Genomic DNA, 16,829 nt, shown 5'->3' with positions numbered 1-16,829 from the left:
TTTCTCCTTATTTGTAAAACTCAGCATACCATTCAGCAAACTTCCGTAGTCCAGTTCTCAGGTCAGTGCTAGGTTTATACCCGAAATCGCGCTCCAAAGCACTGGTATCCGCATAGGTTACAGGCACATCTCCCGGTTGCATCGGAACAAGTTCTTTGTGAACCTCGAAGTCGTAATCCTCTGGCAGAACTTTAGCACGAACTAATTCTTCGGAAAGAATCTGTACGAAGTCCATCAGATTCTCTGGATTCTGATTGCCGATGTTATAAACCGCATACGGCGGAATCGGCAAACCGTCTTCTCCATTTTTCTTGTCCGGTGCTTTCTTCATCACACGAACAACGCCCTCTACAATATCATCCACATAAGTAAAATCACGTTTACAATTACCATAGTTAAAAATCTTAATGTTTTCTCCCTTCACTAGCTTATTAGTAAAACCAAAATAAGCCATATCTGGGCGTCCAGCAGGACCATATACAGTAAAGAATCTTAAACCAGTAGATGGAATGTTATATAACTTAGAATAAGCATGCGCCATCAACTCATTGGATTTCTTAGTTGCAGCATAAAGAGAAACCGGATTATCTACTTTGTCATCTGTACTATACGGGACTTTCTTGTTGGAGCCATAAACAGAGGAAGAAGAAGCGTACACCAGATGCTCAACGCCAAGCTGTCCGTTATCGTAAGAATGGCGACAAGCTTCAAGAATATTGAAAAAGCCCACCAGATTAGATTCCACATAAGCATCCGGGTTAGAGATAGAATAACGTACACCAGCCTGTGCTGCAAGATTCACAACCACAGACGGCTTATATTTGTCAAATAGTTCTGTAATCAGTACCTTATCCGCAATATTTCCCTTCACAAAAATAAATGTAGGATACTTGGCTAGCTCTTTCAAACGAAACTCTTTCAGTGCTATATCATAGTAGTCATTCATATTATCAATGCCTATAACTGTGGCTGACGGTGTTTCCTGATAAATTCGCTTCACAAGATTTGAACCTATAAAACCGGCTACACCTGTGACTAAAACAGTTCTATTATCTAAATTTACTGTACTCATTGCATTTATCTCCTTTTTAGAAACATATATATTAAGTTTCACTACCTACATTCATTTAGAAGAAATTGTTAATCATCAATACCCGCATTACTTTTCTCTCCTATATAACTTCATTGTTTCTTCTACAACCTTATCCCAGTCGTACTTCTTGCAGATAAAATCTCCTGCCTGCGCTTTCAGTATCATCACTTTTTCCGGATGATCACACGCATCTTGCAGACAAGACCGCAACTCGCTCACATCTGATTTCTTAAAGATCAGAGCCTTATCTTCCACCACTTCTGCGCACTCCGGAATATCAGATACCAGACAGCAGTTTCCGTAGCTCATTGCCTCCAATAAACTTAACGGCATTCCCTCCAAATCAGATGGCAAGGTGTAAATGTAAGCATTGCTGTACAGTTCCTCTAACATTTGACCCTGAACAAAACCAGTAAAAAGAATCCGATCGTTTCCCTTTGCCAGCTCTTTTAACTCATTCGTAAAAGAATCCGTATCACTCGAACCACCAGCAATCACCAGTTTCTTGTCTGTCTCAACCTGCTTAAACGCCTCGATCAAATAACGAAGTCCCTTTTCTGGAACAAGTCGCCCCAGAAACAAAATATAGGAATCTTTTGTAAGACCAAATTTTTTTGTAATCAAATTTGCACTTTGAATCTCCGGGCGACTCACACCGTTTGGAATAAAATGGGTTGTACGTCCATATGTATTTTTAAAATAGTCTTGTACTCCTTTACTCAGAACGATGATCTCATCCGCATATTTCACGGCATTTTTTTCACCCTGCCGAATATATTTTGAACCAAAACCGGATTTCCACTTTTCTCTCTGCCAATCAATTCCGCCCGATGTCAAGTCTTGGACAACTTTTTTCACAAACAAATTTGAAAAAGGCACAAAAATAGGCTCATCAAAGCCAAAGCAGTTTTCAATCTGCCCTTGGCTTCAATGAGCCGTTATTCAACGGAAAAGAGCCATCTCAGTTCACTGCATCTCTGCATGACACCTGAAATGGCTCTATAATCACTGTGCTATATACAAATCTTTTAGTTCATCCAAAATCTGATCTTTCGTTCTCCCTACCAGCCCCAACTGCTTAATGTCAACGCTTTCGTTTTGCATCCGCTGCACGAACTCTTGAACATCTGTATAAACTCCTTGGGGAGCCGTAATCTTAACCGTGGGATCAATCAATTCCGTCAGACGGAAAACATCATTCTTATGTTTCTTGATGTTTTTGCCATCAACATGTTCACCTGCGGCTTTGCGATCCGTCAAATCCATCCACGCTTTTGCCTTAAATGGGATCAAATATGCCGCATCCAAGACAGTCACCCCATCAACAGTGACTTTCCCATGTTTCAAAAATTCGTAGTAATCATCGTCCAAAAGAATAGCAGACAGACTTGAAATATCTTCGTCTATTGGTAACGGCGTTAGCACTGCATCTTCTGGAAGTTGAATGGCATCCAGCTTTCGCGTGAAAAGTTCAATCATCGCAGGATACTGATTCGAGATTGGGTGGCTAAAACGATAAAACTGCGGCACACCCGAACTTTTATTGCAATGTTCATATCCAGCCTGTTTTACATATTCCCAGAATTTCTTTCCGAAATTCGCGTCAACTGCTTCTATAATCAGAACAAGGTCAATGTCCTTTGTTGCTCGGAAATCCAAACCTTCTTCCGTCATCAGAATGTCACACGCCGTTCCTCCAATAATGGCATATTGTTCTTCACTGCCCTTGAACCATTCCTTAAAACTATCAATTCCTGTAACCATCTATCTTCCTCCACAGTTCATTCAGCATTTCTTCTACTGCTTCTTCAACCCGTTCATCTGCATCTTCTCGCAATGCCAATGCCAGCGAAAGTTCGTCTACAATATTTAGTGTGGACAATTTTCGAGGATTGTATCGCCACATTTCTACAGCCACTTGCACCTGCGAATCTTGCAAGCTATTTGTCATAACATCTTTCCATTGAGAGATTCTTTCTGTTGCATAGCATTTGACGTTCGGTGCGTTCAGCATGGAATACTCTGCCAATGCCGAATATCCACTTTCCAACAGGTCTGTTCCCACCAATTCTTTCGGAATATAAACCGTTCGTTTTATTGGATTCAACAACTTATCTCCTGCTTTTTGGAATAGTATTTTCGGAGAATCCTCAGATTGTAAAATCCGCTGCACACCCATTTTCTTTATATGCAGCAATCCCATTTCTTCAAGCTGTTTCGATGCCCTCGATATAGAAGTAGGTGTCAGTTCCAGATCTTTCGCAGCCTGACTTGTGGACAGTTCTCGTGCGCCTCCATAAATGAAATGCAGCAGAAGCATCTGCGCCGATGGAAGTATTTCTTCCCGTGGCTCCCTTTCGGCATTGCACCGTTCCTGCAAATACAATGCCATGAAAGGCAAATAAATCTGCTTTCCTTCTACGATAAATGGAATTTTTTCACGAATTAAATATTCTTTCTGACGAAAGCCAAGTTCATTTAGCACCAACACAACAGGCAAATTTTCATTTTTCTGTATCCGCGCAATATGCTTTTTCAGCACTTCGATCTGCTCCAGTTCTGTCTTAGGATAAAGAAAAATCACCCTTTGTCCATTCATAGACGCCATCTGTAAGCGATACCTTGTAGCTATAAAATTTGGCAAATGCTCAAACTCCCCATTCTTATAGGCGACCTCAATTCCAAGGACTTTATCGAGATACTCCATGTGTTCACCTCCAATCTTAACTCCTTTTCTGTATTATAACTCATTTTAAGTTAAGATGCAATATTAGAGTTAAGATAAGCTGCAAACGCACATTATCACTAAGTTTTTTCATGTTTTAAGTTGTCCATAATATAACATTGTCGTTGATGTTATATCATGGGCAACCGCTTGATGCTGCTTCCCTGCCGTGCTATACTTATCCTATACAAAATCATCAAGAGGGAGCGCATTGACATGAGCAAAAGACTTGTTGCCTACTTTTCTGCCAGCGGTGTCACCGCAAAGTTTGCCGAAAATCTGGCAGATGCCATCGGTGCAGACATTTTTGAGATTCAGCCGGAAGTTCCGTACACCAAGGCCGATCTGAATTGGATGGATAAGAAAGCCCGCAGCACTATCGAAATGAGCGACCCGACCTCTCGCCCTGCCATTGCTGCCAAACGTGATAACATGGACGAGTATGACACTATTTTCGTTGGATTCCCTATCTGGTGGTATGTTGCTCCCACCATTATCAATACATTTCTGGAAAGCTACAACTTAAAAGGTAAGACCATCATCCCCTTTGCCACCTCCGGCGGCAGCAGCATGGGTAAGACCAATGAAAAACTTGCGCCGAGCTGCCCCGGTGCAAAACTGCTGCATGGTAAGGTATTCAACGCCTATTCCAGCAAAGCCGACTTGTCGGCATGGGTAGAAACGCTCAACCTTTAACCTTCACATTCCTACGGAATGAAACACCCGCCTAGCTGAGAAGATTCACAAATCCTCTTCCCTAGACGGGTGTTGCTTTTGGCTTACTTATCCATCATCGTACAGCTTTAGTAATAAAGCCACCGCATACCATCCCAGTATGGCTGAACTTCTCCTCTGGATTCATGTTGCTCATCAAAAAGATCAAACGCAATCAACCGAGCCGTATGGAAATCATCAATTCTACGATTGTTATATCGAAATACGCTTTTCCCTCCATAGAGAACACCCCAGCCTGTTCCATACTTACTTTTCATAATCGTTATATTTTCGCCCTTATACCGTAGCACATATTTTCCTTGATTGCGTTCTTGCCATTCCCTGCGCATGAAATTTTTCTTGCGATTCAAGCGATTTTTCAGTTCCCGCTCAGTCTTTTGAGGGTTGATATAGTCGTCAGTCATGTGTTCTGCGCACACACATCCCACACGCAGTTCACCATTAAAATTAGGATGCTGCAAAATGTGAACGTAACGAATCTTCTCCTGTCCACACATTTCGCACTGTTCGTATTCTACGTCATCCCCAAACGCTAAATCCTCACCCAAATCTTCTATTCCTATTTCTTTCCATCCTTTATGTGGAATACCTTCTCGTTCCCATCTTGCCAATTTATTCACCATCCTTCTTTGTTGTTATTCATGTAATTATTCGTGCAGTTCCAAAGGCAAACCATCCGGGTCAAAGAAGAAGGTCATTTTCTTTTTGGTGTAGCTGTCTAATCGAATCGGTTCACATCCAATCCCCATCTGTTCCAGCTCTGCCACGGTAGCTTCCACATCATCCACCCGGAATGCCAGATGCCGCAGACCACAGGCTTCCGGCCTGTTTACACGCTTGGGCGGGTTCAGTTCTGCAAAAATCTCCAGTTCAATCGCATCGGCTCCATCACCGACACGCAAATCCAGTTTCCAGTCGTTCCGCTCCTTGCGGAAGTTTTCTCTTACAACTGCAAAGCCCAGCTTATTCACATAGAAGTCTCTTGCTTTTTCATAGTCAGAAACGATGATTGCCACATGATGAATCGTCGTTAATTTCATTTTCTATGTTCCTCCCCACTTTATATGTACCACACCTGCCGAAGCATTACTGCCACCAGTTCCAGAAGTACCACCACGCTACCGATCACCTGCGGTATCATAAAAATCACAAATCCACCGATCAGCATTTGAAGTGCTTCCATTCCCTGCGACTGCTGCATAAGGAACGAAAGCACCGCCGTTGCCAATAGCGCACTGCCCAGCAGATAGAAAATCCATGCCGAACAGTGATGCAGAAATACCACAAACCATTTCGCCAACCACACAGCAAGGAGCAGTGGCAGGGTTATCATCACCAACACCAATTTTAACAGCCATCGAATCGCTTTCATAATGTCCTCTTTCCGGCTGTTTTGTTGCCCATATTATAACACACTCTTTGATGTTACAACATGGGCAACTCAGCCTTTTTCAGATTCAGCCCGTATGTAACACTTTTACAGCTTCTTGGATGCTCTGCTCATATTTGAATCGTACCACAATACGCCCACCATCATATACAAAGACGTTTTCAATGAACGCGGACACCATGCTTGCCGTAAGCCTAGTTCCATTCAGAAAGTTTTCTGCTTGCTCTGCCGCTGCGCGCACGGTTCCCGGCACAACGCTCTTAGTGGATTCTTCCGCTTTAGATTGTTCAATTTGCTCTTGTACCTCTGAAATCCTCCTATCGCACTCCTGCTTTTTCTGCTTGTAGGTATCCAGCGAGAGCGTTCCTGCCGCATATTCTTCATACATCCGCATCTTCTCACCTTTCAGGTTTTTAAGTTCCTGCTCCATCAGAGTTTTGCGGCGGCTTGCCTTTTTGTGGGCTTCTTTCAATCCCTGTTCTTCTTTTTGAATATCGCCATAGAGAGAATCCAGCAAAGAGAGTTCCTTTTTCAGTGCATGGAAAACCGCATTTTCTATATCACTGACTTGGAACACCTCAGAAGTGCATTGTGTCTGCCCAATCAGTTCCAAGCCCTCTCTGCACCAGAATGTCGGAACAGCCTGCCTAAAATTATGCCCCATGACTCGTCTGCAATTTCCACAGCGGACTTTTCCTTTCAGCGGAAAGTCCACGCCGCCCATCAGCACTTTATGGCTGTTGCTTTTTATGACAAGCTGCGCTTTTTCAAATTCTTCCCGGCTGACGATTGCTTCGTGGGTTCCTTCCGTAATAAACTGCTGTCCTTTTGGAACTGCCCGGACGATACCCTTGCCGGAAATCAGCGTTTTGCTTTTTCCAAGAACCATCGCCCCGGTGTACACATACGCCGTAAGGATTCTCCAAACACGAGTGCTATCCCAAAGCATTACAGGCGCAATGGTATAGGTCGTTTCTTTTCCATACGCCTTATTTTCCTTGTTATATACGCTCGGCACAGGAACATTTTCATCATTCAGCATCATGGCTATATCTCTTGTTCCAAGCCCCAGAATCGCAAGATCAAAAATACGCCGCACGATTTTTGCTGCTGGCGGGTCAATGATAAATGCGCCTTTTTTATCTGGGTCAAATTGATAGCCAAACGGTGCGGCAGATGCCGTTGTGATGCCTTTTCTCCACTTGACCTGATTGGCAGTCCGAAGTTTCTTTCCGGCATCCCGGCAGTACATCGTGTTCACCAGATTGCTGACTACCACATCCATACCCAGCGTCGTACCTTTATAATTGTCGCTGTCATAGTTATCGTTGATAGCAATGAGCCGGACACCCAGCAGTGGAAAAATCTGCTCCATGTACTCGCCCACACCGATATAGTCACGACCAAATCGGGAAAGGTCTTTCACGATGATGGTATCAATCTTGCCGCTGCGCACACCATCCATCATCTGCTGGAATCCCGGTCTATCAAAATTGCTTCCCGTATAGCCATCGTCCACAAAGTCCATCACAGGCAAATTTTGCAGACTTTCTTTGTGGGCGATATACCGCTGGATCAGTTCTTTCTGGTTTTCAATGCTGTTGCTCTTATCTTTTCCATCTTTGCCCAAGTCACCGTCTGCCCGTGAAATGCGCTGATATACCGCGATCATTTTCCTGCACTCTCCTTTCCCAGTTCTGTAAACACATCCCGGAATCCGAAAACAATCCGAATCCGTTTGTCCGCGCTCACCTCGATTTTTTGTACAAGAGCTTTCACCAGCTGAATATCAAATCCAAAACTGTCCAGATGTTCTTCCAGATGTGCGGTCATATCCAGATATTCTTCGATTTGCTGTTCTACTGCTACTTTCTTATTTTCCGCTTCCTGCAGCGCAGCCCGCAAGCCATCATATTGTCTGGAATAATCTTCCCGAATCAGTTGATAATCTTCGGAATCCACCACACCAGCCACATAGTCCGCATAAAGCTGTTCCCGTTTTCTTGCCATCTGGCCGACTTTATCGGTCAGACTCATAATTTCTCCCTTTGCACGGTAGACAGGATTCTGCACATCTTCAATTTTCTGTAATTCTTCCACCACCTTGCGCCTATCACTAAGTTGTGTAATAAACAGGTGCAGTTGATCCATTATCAGGGCTTTCAGGAGCTTCTCCGTGATTTGGTGGCCGATGCACTTATCGTCTGCCTGCCTTGCTTTGCAGATGTAATAGCAGACCTTTTTGCTTTCTTCTGCTCCATGCGGCAGCCTGTCAAAATCCATAGGTCTGCCGCAGTCTGCGCAGAATACCATTCCTGCAAGGTCATTCTGATACTCTGCCCGAATCTGTTCAGACTTTGCTCTTACGGTATGGAATACCTTTCGATTCTTTTCCAAGTCTTTTTGCACTCGCTCAAAGTCATCCCTTGCGATGATAGCCGGGTGCGTATTTTTTGTTATATGCCATTGTTCTTTTGGCACATCCCGTTTATCCTGCCCTGCAAATAGTCTCTGCGTACTTTTACTATTGACCGTATCTCCAACATAGGTCTGATTCTCTAAAATGTGCCAAATCGTTGTCGTTCCCCATTTTTTATTTGTCAGGATTTCCTTACCCTCAACATTTTTTCGATGCCACTCGCGCGGTGTCGGCACACGCAGCAATGTCATTCGTCTGGCAATTTCATTGATTGGTACATCCATCAGTTTCCACTGAAAAATCAGCTGGACATAAAAGGCCGCTGCCGGGTCAATCTCATTGCGTTTCGTTACTGGATTCCGAACATATCCAAACGGAGCATCACTTCCAACTGCATAGCCTGCTTCTTTCTTGCGCTGTAAGGAAGTCCACACCTTTTTGGAAATGTCTTTCGCGTACATCGCATTGACCATATTCCGAATCGGGAGAGCCAGACTTTCCATATCCTCTTTGCGCGTACTATCAAAATTATCAGTGACAGCAATCAATCGAACACCCAAAAAAGGGAACACCGTTTCGATATAGTACCCTGCTTCAAGATAGTTACGACCAAAGCGCGAGAGGTCTTTCACCACAATGCACTTGATTTTCTTCTGCCGCACATCGTTCATCAGGCGGGTAAATGCAGGCCGCTTAAAATTTGTTCCCGTAAAACCATTGTCGAAGTAGGTGTCCACATAACTCAGTTCAGTGCTGCGGTTGATATAGTCCTGCACCAGCGCGATCTGCGTTTCCATGCTCTCCTCTTTTTCATCATCCTCAACGGAAAGCCGCCCATAGATTGCCGCAGGTATTTTTGCTTCTTCCAGTTCCGGGAGCAGCACAGAAACCGCTGTCTGCTCCGGCTGCGGAAGATTCTTTCTACTCTTTCGTGCCATCGTCTGTATCCTCCATCTCTATCCGACCAAGCATCTGTTTCCACTCATCCGTTTTCATCGTCAGGCTGATTTCTGCCTGTTCATCGCCCAGTAATGTAACTGTGACCTGCTCAATATACTTTTTCACAAAATTGCGATTCAGTTCTGCCGGGGTCTTATATTGTGCCATCTGCTGAATCCACGGATTGCGCAGGCTCAATGCTCGCTCCCATACCAACGTATCTCCCATGATTGCCGTAAGCTGCTCATTCAGCTTCCGATGCGCTTCTTCATAGTCCATCAGTTCCGCATGGTACTGTTCTTCGGTGATTTCATTTGCCATATAACTTTCATACAGCGGCACACGGCGAAACTGTTCCATATTCAGTTCGGCCAGAACGGACTTCATCTGCACCGACTTTTCAGCTCGGACTGCTTCAATCGCTTTCCTGCCCGTTCCTCGCTGAATAGCTGCAGCCAGCTTTTCTTCTTCCAGATGTTCCGTTTCCAGAGCATCCATCACTTTTTTATAAATGGAAGCTGCCGGAACTTTCAGTTCCTTTCCATTTTCCTTGTGTGCGCGGCAGTATCGGCAATAGAAAAGTTCCTCACCTGTTCTCTTATCCTTATGCCAGCAGAGTGCGCGTCCACAGGTGCAGACAATGTGCTTTGCCAGCGGATTCGGCTTTTTGTAGCTTTTTCGAGTGGAGATTTTGTTTTCGTCCTCGCGCATATTGCACGGGAACGCATGAAACTGTTCTTTGGTTATGTATGGTTCGTGGCAGTTTTCCGCAATGATCTGGCGGCTTCCATTTGCCGCCGCACCCGTATAAGTCGGGTTTCGGAATAAGCACCTCAACATATCCGTTGTCCACTGGTCTGGTTCTGCATCATAAGGCTTTCCCAAAATTCTCTTTTTGTGCTTCATGGGAGGTTCAACACCCTGCTCATTTAACCACTTTGCAATGTCACGCATTTTCTGACCGGACGCATATCTGGAAAAAGCCTCGCTCAAATAAGGAGCAACTTCTTCATCCTTTATCATGTTGCTTTCGCCATTCCTGCGGATATAGCCAAATGGAACAGAGCTTGTCAGCCGGAATCCTGCGCCTTGTTTCCTTCTCCACGCAAACATGATTTCTGCGTGCATCTCACAGCGTTTTGCTTCAAAATAGTCCTCGACTTCTTTTCGGCTGGCTGTTCTGGTGTCCAAACCCTCATCCAGCACGATCAGGTCGATGCCCGTCGCATAGAGCGTTTCCTTGATTGCCTGTCGTGCCGCCGGGAAATCCGGCCCGCAGTAGTACATGGATGCCACAATAATGCAATCAAATTTTCGCTCCACGCCATCATCGGTCATTTGGTCAAACGCGGTGCGCGCCTTTTCATCGTTCTTGCGGTCAGAATACTTTTTCAGAAAATCCAGTTCTTTATGTTCCGCCAGATATGTCGCAATACGCTGATTCTGCTCGGCAATCGCTAGTTCACCTTGATGGTTCTTCCATGGAAGCGTCCGGGTATAACTTACACACTTCATACTGCATTTCCTTCCGTTTCTGCCTGCGGAACACTACTGCAATATTCCGGCACATTACGAATTTCCTGATCGAAGCGGTACTGGATATGAATGTGTTCCTTATCATAGATGGTGATGCTCTCTACCAATTCCACCAGTACACGGCGGTTCAGGCCCGTCAGGTTTTGGTAGGACTTGAAATCTTCAATCCACGGCAGATGTTCCACATCCAGATTGTTCAGGCAATCCCTCTGGCGGTTCATTTCTGCTTTGGCCTTACGGATAGTTTCAACCTTTTCATTAAAGGAATGGCTGAACTCTTTGTACTCCTCCTGGCTGACGATGCCATTACTCATATCCTCATAAAGCTGGCGGCGCAAGGTCTGATATTTTTGTTCTTCCTGCTCCAGCATTTTCAGATGCTCTTCCACAGATTTCAGTCTGCGTTCATTCTTGGGAATCTCATTGATTTCGTCCAGCCGATGTTCCAGTCCGCTGATTTGCTGTACTTTTCCCTGCAATGCAGCCAGCACCACTTCCACCAGCTTGCTTTCGCTGATAAGATGTGAGGAACAGCCTAGGCCATTGTGGTTTGTGACGCAGTGCAGATAAATATACTTCTTGCCGTTTTTCGATACGGTACGCCGCACCATGTTCTGCCCACAACCGCCGCAACGAACGATGCCCGAAAACAGATTTACAGTCTGCTGTCCTTTCGATGCACAGGTATCCAGTTTCAAAACCTCCTGCACGGTATCAAACAGCTTTTGCGGAATGATTGCTTCGTGCATATTGGGAACTCTGATCCAGCCGGATTCTTCCACATTCCGAATCTTCTTGATTTTGTAATTGATCTTTTGCCGTCTGCCCTGAACCATCGTTCCAGTGTAAACTTCGTTTTTCAGAATCCGAAGTACCTGAATTGCCTGCCACTTCGCATGAGTTCCTGCTTTGAAGCCGCTGTGATAATTCAACCCGCACAGTCGTTTGTACTCGCTCGGAGCCAGCACATTCTCGCTGTTCAGTTGTTCGGCAATCGCTTGTGCGCTCATGCCTTCCAATTTTCTGCGGTAGATAGAGCGAACAATATCTGCCGCATACTCGTCTACCACCAGCCGATTTTTGTTCCGTTCGTCTTTGCAGTAGCCGTAGATTGCATAGCCGCCGATGAACTCTCCTTTGCGCCGCTTAATGTCCAACTGGCTGCGCACCTTGATGGAAATATCCCGGCAATAAGAATCGTTCAGCAGATTCTTGAACGGAACCACAATGCTGTCCGAATCGCTGCTCTCGCTATTCGCATTATCATAGTTGTCATTGATGGCGATGAAGCGAATCCCCATCATGGGAAAAATCTGTTCCAGATATTTTCCCATCTCGATGTAGTTACGGCCAAGTCGGGATAAGTCCTTGACAATGATGCAGTTAATTTTGCCGGATTTAATATCCTCCATCATCTGCTTAAAGCCCGGACGCTCAAAGTTGGTTCCTGTGTAACCATCGTCGGCGTATTCTTCGACTAAATGCAGCTCTGGCCGTTCTGCAGCAAAATCCCGAATCAGTTCTCTTTGATTGCCGATGCTGTTACTTTCGGCTTTGTCGCCATCCTCGATGGACAATCTCAGATAGGCCGCTGCCCGTATGTCTTTATTCTTTTCTTTATAAAAAAACAAAGCCATTAAACCTCCTGTCTCCACGCAAATTGCATGGTAAAATCCAGAAAGTTAATGGCTTGTGATTGCACTTATTTACTTAACCCGTCTGTATTCTACCAAGCTGCGGCATAAAAATCAAGCTGCTGCGCATATTTTTACGAAATTTCTTTTTTCAGTGCTTTCCCATGCTCTGCAACAGGCAATCCCACAGTTCGCTGCCCTCTGGCCGGAATGATTCATATACAGTAATGCCCTTGATGATGGCTTTTCGGTGATACACAGGCTCCGTATGCTCCTGTTTGGGCTTTTCGTCAAATCGCTCTTTCTGCTTCATGGAATCAATCCCCCTTTACTAATAGGAATCCAGAAGGACATTTTGGAATACAATTTTTGAAAAAATTTCAAAAAAAATCTGAAAAGTGTATTCCAAATCGGGGCTGCGGATTCCTATTTATAGAAGCACTTCTTTTGATGAAGAACGGGGCTATACTGCAAACACTAGGTTTTCCCTATCTTAGAGCAAGATTCGCCTATGGTAACTCAAAACTCACTTTCGTGATTTTTCGTTCCCGGCAATCTTGATGGGGATTCCGCTCCCCATTCCCACGGTACGCACAAAATCTTTGATTTTGGCTATCTGGCTCCACATGAATGTGTTCGCAGCCGAACGCCTGCGGCTTATCGGGAATTGCTTCGCAACTATAAAATGCAGGAGGATCACACTATGGCTCGACCCAAAAAGGACGAAAGTATCAGGCGGACTAATAATGTAATGGTTCGCTTTACCGATGTAGAGTATGCACTGGTTTCGTGTTCAGCTGAGCAGGCTGGCTATCCCGTTGCCGTTTATGTAAGGAAACAGGCTATAACCGAAAAACTTCACGTCCATTACAACATCGTTGCCGACATTGCAGAACTGCGAGATTTTGCAAGACAGCTTTCTCACATCGGGAACAATCTGAATCAAATCGCTGCTTTCTTTAACAGCGGCGGCATCCAATCTCGTGCCATGCTGGAAGAAATCAATCGTTGCATGACCGACCTTCGCGCCATGCGGAAAGAAATTGTAGGATTGGCAGGTGATTATCGTGGCAATCTTAAAACACGTCGCGGGTAAAAGTGCAGACTATGGTGCTGCACTCGACTATTTGAAATATGAGCATGATGAAGTCCTGAAGAAACCTCTGCTTGATGCAAACGGGAACTGGGTACTCCGCCGAGATATTCTGCTGGAGGGCATAAACTGCGAGCCGGAACTTTTTGATGTAGAGTGCGAAATGCTTAATGCGCAGTATCACAAAAATCAGAATTACGATGAAATCAAGACGCACCACTATCTCATCAGTTTCGACCCTGCCGACAAAGACGAGTGTGGGCTGACAGGAGAGCGGGCGCATGCCATCGGCATGGAATATGTGAAAGCCAATTTTCCGGGGCATCAGGCGTTGGTCTGTACTCACATGGACGGTCACAACGGCAGCGGCAATATTCATGTACATATCGTAATCAACAGTTTGCGAAAACTGGATATTCCGCAGCAGCCCTTTATGGAACGCCCCATCGACTGCAAGGCAGGATATAAGCATCATCTGACGAAAGACTATCTGAAGCATTTACAGCAATCTCTTATGAATATCTGCATGAGGGAAAATCTTAATCAGGTCGATTTGCTTTCCCCGTCTGTCAACAAAATTACGCAACAAGAGTATTATGCTAAACAGCGTGGGCAGATCAATCTGGACAAGTTGAACGCCGAACTTGTCGCAGAGGGTTTCACTCCCATGAAAACCAAGTTTCAAACGGAGAAAGATAAACTGCGCGACGCTATTACTGCTGCGGCGAAGAAAGCAAAATCTTTTGAAGAATTCTGCCGCCTGCTCCAAACCGAATCTAACATTTTAGTAAAAGACCACCGTGGTCGATTTAGTTATCTTCTCCCGGACAGAGAAAAATACATATCTGCCAGGACGCTGGGAACCAGTTTTGACCGTGAACATCTTCTGACACTTTTTGAAAGTAACGCGATCACCGCCGCAAAAGAAAAACAGCAATGGAGTGTTGCTGACCCCATTGCCGTTCTCTATATCAAGTCCAATCTTCGTCTGGTGGTGAATTTGCAGGACTGCGTAAAAGCCCAGCAAAGCCGCGCTTATGCTCAGAAAGTCAAAATTTCCAATTTACAGCAAATGGCAAATACCATCGTCTATGTACAGCAACATGGTTATGACAGTTACGAGGATTTGAAAAAAGCGCGTGATGAACTGTCCGTCAAAATGTCCGATGCCCGCAGCACCGCCAAATCCACTGATGCCGACTTGAAGTTGCTTAACGAGAAGATTCACTATCTGGGGCAATATCTTTCCACAAAGGCTACATACAAAGTATTTTTGCAGGCAGACAACAAGAAGATATACCGTTCTGCACATCAGGATGAAATTGCCAGATACGAAGAAGCCGTTCAATTCTTGAAACGCAATTCCACAGATGGCACAATTCCCACGATGAAAGATTTACGAGCAGAAAAGGAAAAGTTGCTTTCCGCGCGAACCGCACAATACGAAAGCTACACCTATTTCAAAGATTACTACCATGAACTGCAAACCGCTTGCAGGAATGTAGATATGATCCTTGAAACGGAACACACACCGCAGCACAGCCATACCCAACCCAAGCATAGTCACGAACCATCACTCTAAGCGATGCATGAAAAAGCCAGCCACAAGACTTCACACTGAAAGTCCTATGGCTGGCTTCTCAATTTTTCAGTTATTTTCAAAAAGGCTGCTTTCTGCAACTTTCTTCAATGCAGCTACCACCGTATCATACGGCACGTTTTCTTCCAATAGCTGTGTTGTCAGGCTATCATAGTCCTGCTTATACGCTTTTTCCTTTATGATTTTTTCAAGTAATTCTGGAACATTGGCGTCCGGCAATGCAGATGGACAAATGACCGATTGTGCGCGAACTGCCCGTACCTCTTTTACCAATTCTCTAAAATTTTCATCCTGCGGCACAAGCGGCAGCAGCTTATAAATATCATAGAGGTGGCGAGAATGTTTTGCAACTTTTCCTTGCAAGTAATAATCGCAAATTGCAAAAACCTTGTCCGCCAGTGTTCGGTCAATTCCCTGTACTTTCATTTCAAACGGATTTAGATTATATTCTTCAATCACATCTGGGGCTTCCTGCCCCATCATGTCGCCAATGTAGCTATGAACAGGCAATAAAACAGTTGGAAAGGATACTGCCGTATAAGACGTTTCCAATAAAACCGCCGCTTTCAGCGCATCGCTTGCCATCGGAATGACTGAATCGTATGCGATCACATAGCGGTTATAGTCACGGCGGCTTCTGGTTTCATCCAGATTTTCAATCGTCATTCCAAGTTCTTCCGCCGAATCCACGATTGCCTGCTTTATCTTTTTCTTCTGTCCTTGTGACAGCAATGTATCAATCGTAATATCAATATCCTCAGAAAAGCGGCGAATCACTTTATGGCATTTGCTCAGTGATGTGCCACCCTTAAAAACGATATACGGCATCTTCTGCGCCAAAAGCCGTAACAGCATAGTAACATAATAATCTTTTTCGATTGCCTGCACCATAACGCCCGTCTGTTCATAGGCCAAGTCAATCGCATCCCGGAATTGTTCTCTATCACTGTGCAAGTATGCCATTATAAATCACCCTCGTTTCTACCAGATTTTTGTACAGCTTATCCGGGTAATAAGAAAAATATGGTTCCATCTCCGAAAGACTCAACCTTGCATCGCTCATATATTGATATAAGCGTTCCTGCAACGGCTTTCCTGTAACCTCGGAATATACGTCCACATCTTTCATCAAATCAAGAAATTGTAGTACCTTGTAATTAGATTCTGTCACTGGCACTTTCGGCTTACGAACAATCACCCGCGACTTTGCCAGAGATGTTTCCCTGTATTCATTCGTTGCCTTATTAGATACGACTTCATACAGCATCGGAACCTGTGTCGTTAGCCCCATTTGGTTAAAGAACATCAAACCACTCACATAGCCGCATCGCTTATCCTTATCTCTTAGATATTTACATTCCAACACTTTTTCTGGTGGAAGCTGTGACCCTGATTTGAAAATCGTTTTTTTCGGCAAAAAGTAAACTCCATTGTCAAACCGCTTAACCTTTCCAGCATCGGTGAGTTTTTTTATCTGCTGTCGAAGGTTTGCGCGGCTCATGCCTTCGATTTGAAGATCAGCAAGGAAAATTGGCTCATTCGGTTTGTAGTTTTTTAGAAGATACTCATATAATGTTTCCATACTGCCCTCCATTCACAGTTTCGTGTTTTTTATTTTCTGTCCTGTTATTATTATACTCGTGATTTTCAAAAATATCAAGACAT

The 16,829-nt window shown here is 44.5% G+C and carries 16 protein-coding genes and 1 pseudogene; 3 read left to right on the top strand and 14 right to left on the bottom strand.

The window, feature by feature from the left end:
• Window positions 1-7: 7 nt before the first annotated feature.
• From ACR0QT_RS03965 to ACR0QT_RS03950, 4 genes and pseudogenes are all read right to left on the bottom strand, one after another.
• Window positions 8-1,072: an NAD-dependent epimerase/dehydratase family protein gene (locus tag ACR0QT_RS03965; RefSeq protein ID WP_432629593.1), complete on the bottom strand. Its 1,065-nt coding sequence runs from the start codon at window positions 1,070-1,072 to the stop codon at window positions 8-10.
• A gap of 87 nt (window positions 1,073-1,159) precedes the next feature.
• Window positions 1,160-1,948, bottom strand: a pseudogene (locus ACR0QT_RS03960) (glycosyltransferase family 4 protein); the annotation flags it as partial.
• A 150-nt stretch (window positions 1,949-2,098) separates the two neighbouring features.
• The gene (locus ACR0QT_RS03955) at window positions 2,099-2,857 is read right to left on the bottom strand and encodes a hypothetical protein (protein ID WP_432629592.1); all 759 of its coding nucleotides are present in this window, start codon (window positions 2,855-2,857) and stop codon (window positions 2,099-2,101) included.
• Window positions 2,841-3,800 carry a MarR family transcriptional regulator gene (locus ACR0QT_RS03950; protein ID WP_432629591.1) on the bottom strand — a complete coding sequence of 320 codons (960 nt, stop codon included), beginning with the start codon at window positions 3,798-3,800 and terminating at the stop codon, window positions 2,841-2,843. Before ACR0QT_RS03950 ends, ACR0QT_RS03955 begins: the two co-directional genes overlap by 17 nt.
• A 234-nt stretch (window positions 3,801-4,034) precedes the next feature.
• On the opposite strand from ACR0QT_RS03950, the gene ACR0QT_RS03945 reads away from it, so the two are divergent.
• The gene (locus tag ACR0QT_RS03945; protein WP_432629590.1) at window positions 4,035-4,514 is read left to right on the top strand and encodes a flavodoxin; all 480 of its coding nucleotides are present in this window, start codon (window positions 4,035-4,037) and stop codon (window positions 4,512-4,514) included.
• A 107-nt stretch (window positions 4,515-4,621) separates the two neighbouring features.
• Here ACR0QT_RS03945 and ACR0QT_RS03940 read toward each other — a convergent pair whose 3' ends face one another.
• The 8 genes from ACR0QT_RS03940 to ACR0QT_RS03905 form a co-directional block, all read right to left on the bottom strand.
• The gene (locus tag ACR0QT_RS03940) at window positions 4,622-5,164 is read right to left on the bottom strand and encodes a hypothetical protein (RefSeq protein ID WP_432629589.1); all 543 of its coding nucleotides are present in this window, start codon (window positions 5,162-5,164) and stop codon (window positions 4,622-4,624) included.
• Between the two features lie 36 nt (window positions 5,165-5,200).
• Entirely contained in the window at window positions 5,201-5,593 is a 393-nt protein-coding gene (gloA2, locus tag ACR0QT_RS03935) for an SMU1112c/YaeR family gloxylase I-like metalloprotein (RefSeq protein ID WP_432629588.1), read from the bottom strand.
• A 20-nt stretch (window positions 5,594-5,613) separates the two neighbouring features.
• The gene (locus tag ACR0QT_RS03930) at window positions 5,614-5,925 is read right to left on the bottom strand and encodes a hypothetical protein (RefSeq protein WP_432629587.1); all 312 of its coding nucleotides are present in this window, start codon (window positions 5,923-5,925) and stop codon (window positions 5,614-5,616) included.
• Between the two features lie 85 nt (window positions 5,926-6,010).
• Window positions 6,011-7,615, bottom strand: a complete 1,605-nt coding sequence (locus ACR0QT_RS03925) for a recombinase family protein (RefSeq protein WP_432629586.1) — start codon at window positions 7,613-7,615, stop codon at window positions 6,011-6,013.
• A complete protein-coding gene (locus ACR0QT_RS03920; RefSeq protein ID WP_432629585.1) occupies window positions 7,612-9,300 on the bottom strand; it encodes a recombinase family protein in 1,689 nt (562 codons plus the stop codon). The genes ACR0QT_RS03925 and ACR0QT_RS03920 overlap by 4 nt, the downstream gene beginning before the upstream one ends.
• Complete coding sequence (locus ACR0QT_RS03915) at window positions 9,284-10,816, bottom strand: recombinase family protein (protein WP_432629584.1); 1,533 nt, start codon at window positions 10,814-10,816, stop codon at window positions 9,284-9,286. Before ACR0QT_RS03915 ends, ACR0QT_RS03920 begins: the two co-directional genes overlap by 17 nt.
• The gene (locus tag ACR0QT_RS03910; RefSeq protein ID WP_432629583.1) at window positions 10,813-12,474 is read right to left on the bottom strand and encodes a recombinase family protein; all 1,662 of its coding nucleotides are present in this window, start codon (window positions 12,472-12,474) and stop codon (window positions 10,813-10,815) included. Before ACR0QT_RS03910 ends, ACR0QT_RS03915 begins: the two co-directional genes overlap by 4 nt.
• Before the next feature lie 148 nt (window positions 12,475-12,622).
• Entirely contained in the window at window positions 12,623-12,784 is a 162-nt protein-coding gene (locus tag ACR0QT_RS03905; protein WP_432629582.1) for a hypothetical protein, read from the bottom strand.
• Window positions 12,785-13,174: 390 nt separating this feature from the next.
• Here ACR0QT_RS03905 and ACR0QT_RS03900 point away from each other — a divergent pair, with 390 nt between their 5' ends.
• Entirely contained in the window at window positions 13,175-13,567 is a 393-nt protein-coding gene (locus ACR0QT_RS03900; protein WP_432629581.1) for a plasmid mobilization protein, read from the top strand.
• The gene (locus ACR0QT_RS03895) at window positions 13,539-15,146 is read left to right on the top strand and encodes a relaxase/mobilization nuclease domain-containing protein (protein ID WP_432629580.1); all 1,608 of its coding nucleotides are present in this window, start codon (window positions 13,539-13,541) and stop codon (window positions 15,144-15,146) included. Before ACR0QT_RS03900 ends, ACR0QT_RS03895 begins: the two co-directional genes overlap by 29 nt.
• Window positions 15,147-15,212: 66 nt before the next feature.
• Here the strand turns inward: ACR0QT_RS03895 and ACR0QT_RS03890 are convergent, their stop codons facing one another.
• Both ACR0QT_RS03890 and ACR0QT_RS03885 read right to left on the bottom strand, forming a co-directional pair.
• Window positions 15,213-16,079 (bottom strand): nucleotidyl transferase AbiEii/AbiGii toxin family protein, encoded by an 867-nt coding sequence (locus tag ACR0QT_RS03890; protein WP_432629579.1) that lies wholly within the window; start codon window positions 16,077-16,079, stop codon window positions 15,213-15,215.
• A gap of 28 nt (window positions 16,080-16,107) precedes the next feature.
• On the bottom strand, window positions 16,108-16,746 hold the full coding sequence (locus ACR0QT_RS03885; RefSeq protein WP_432629578.1) for a DUF6088 family protein: 639 nt from the start codon (window positions 16,744-16,746) through the stop codon (window positions 16,108-16,110).
• Window positions 16,747-16,829: the final 83 nt, after the last annotated feature.

The sequence above is a fragment of the Brotaphodocola sp. genome, from assembly GCF_050873365.1.
In the GTDB taxonomy this organism is placed as follows: Bacteria; Bacillota; Clostridia; order Lachnospirales; family Lachnospiraceae; genus Brotaphodocola.
Note: the sequence above shows the minus strand (reverse complement) of the source record. Positions and strands in the feature narration are given on the sequence as shown.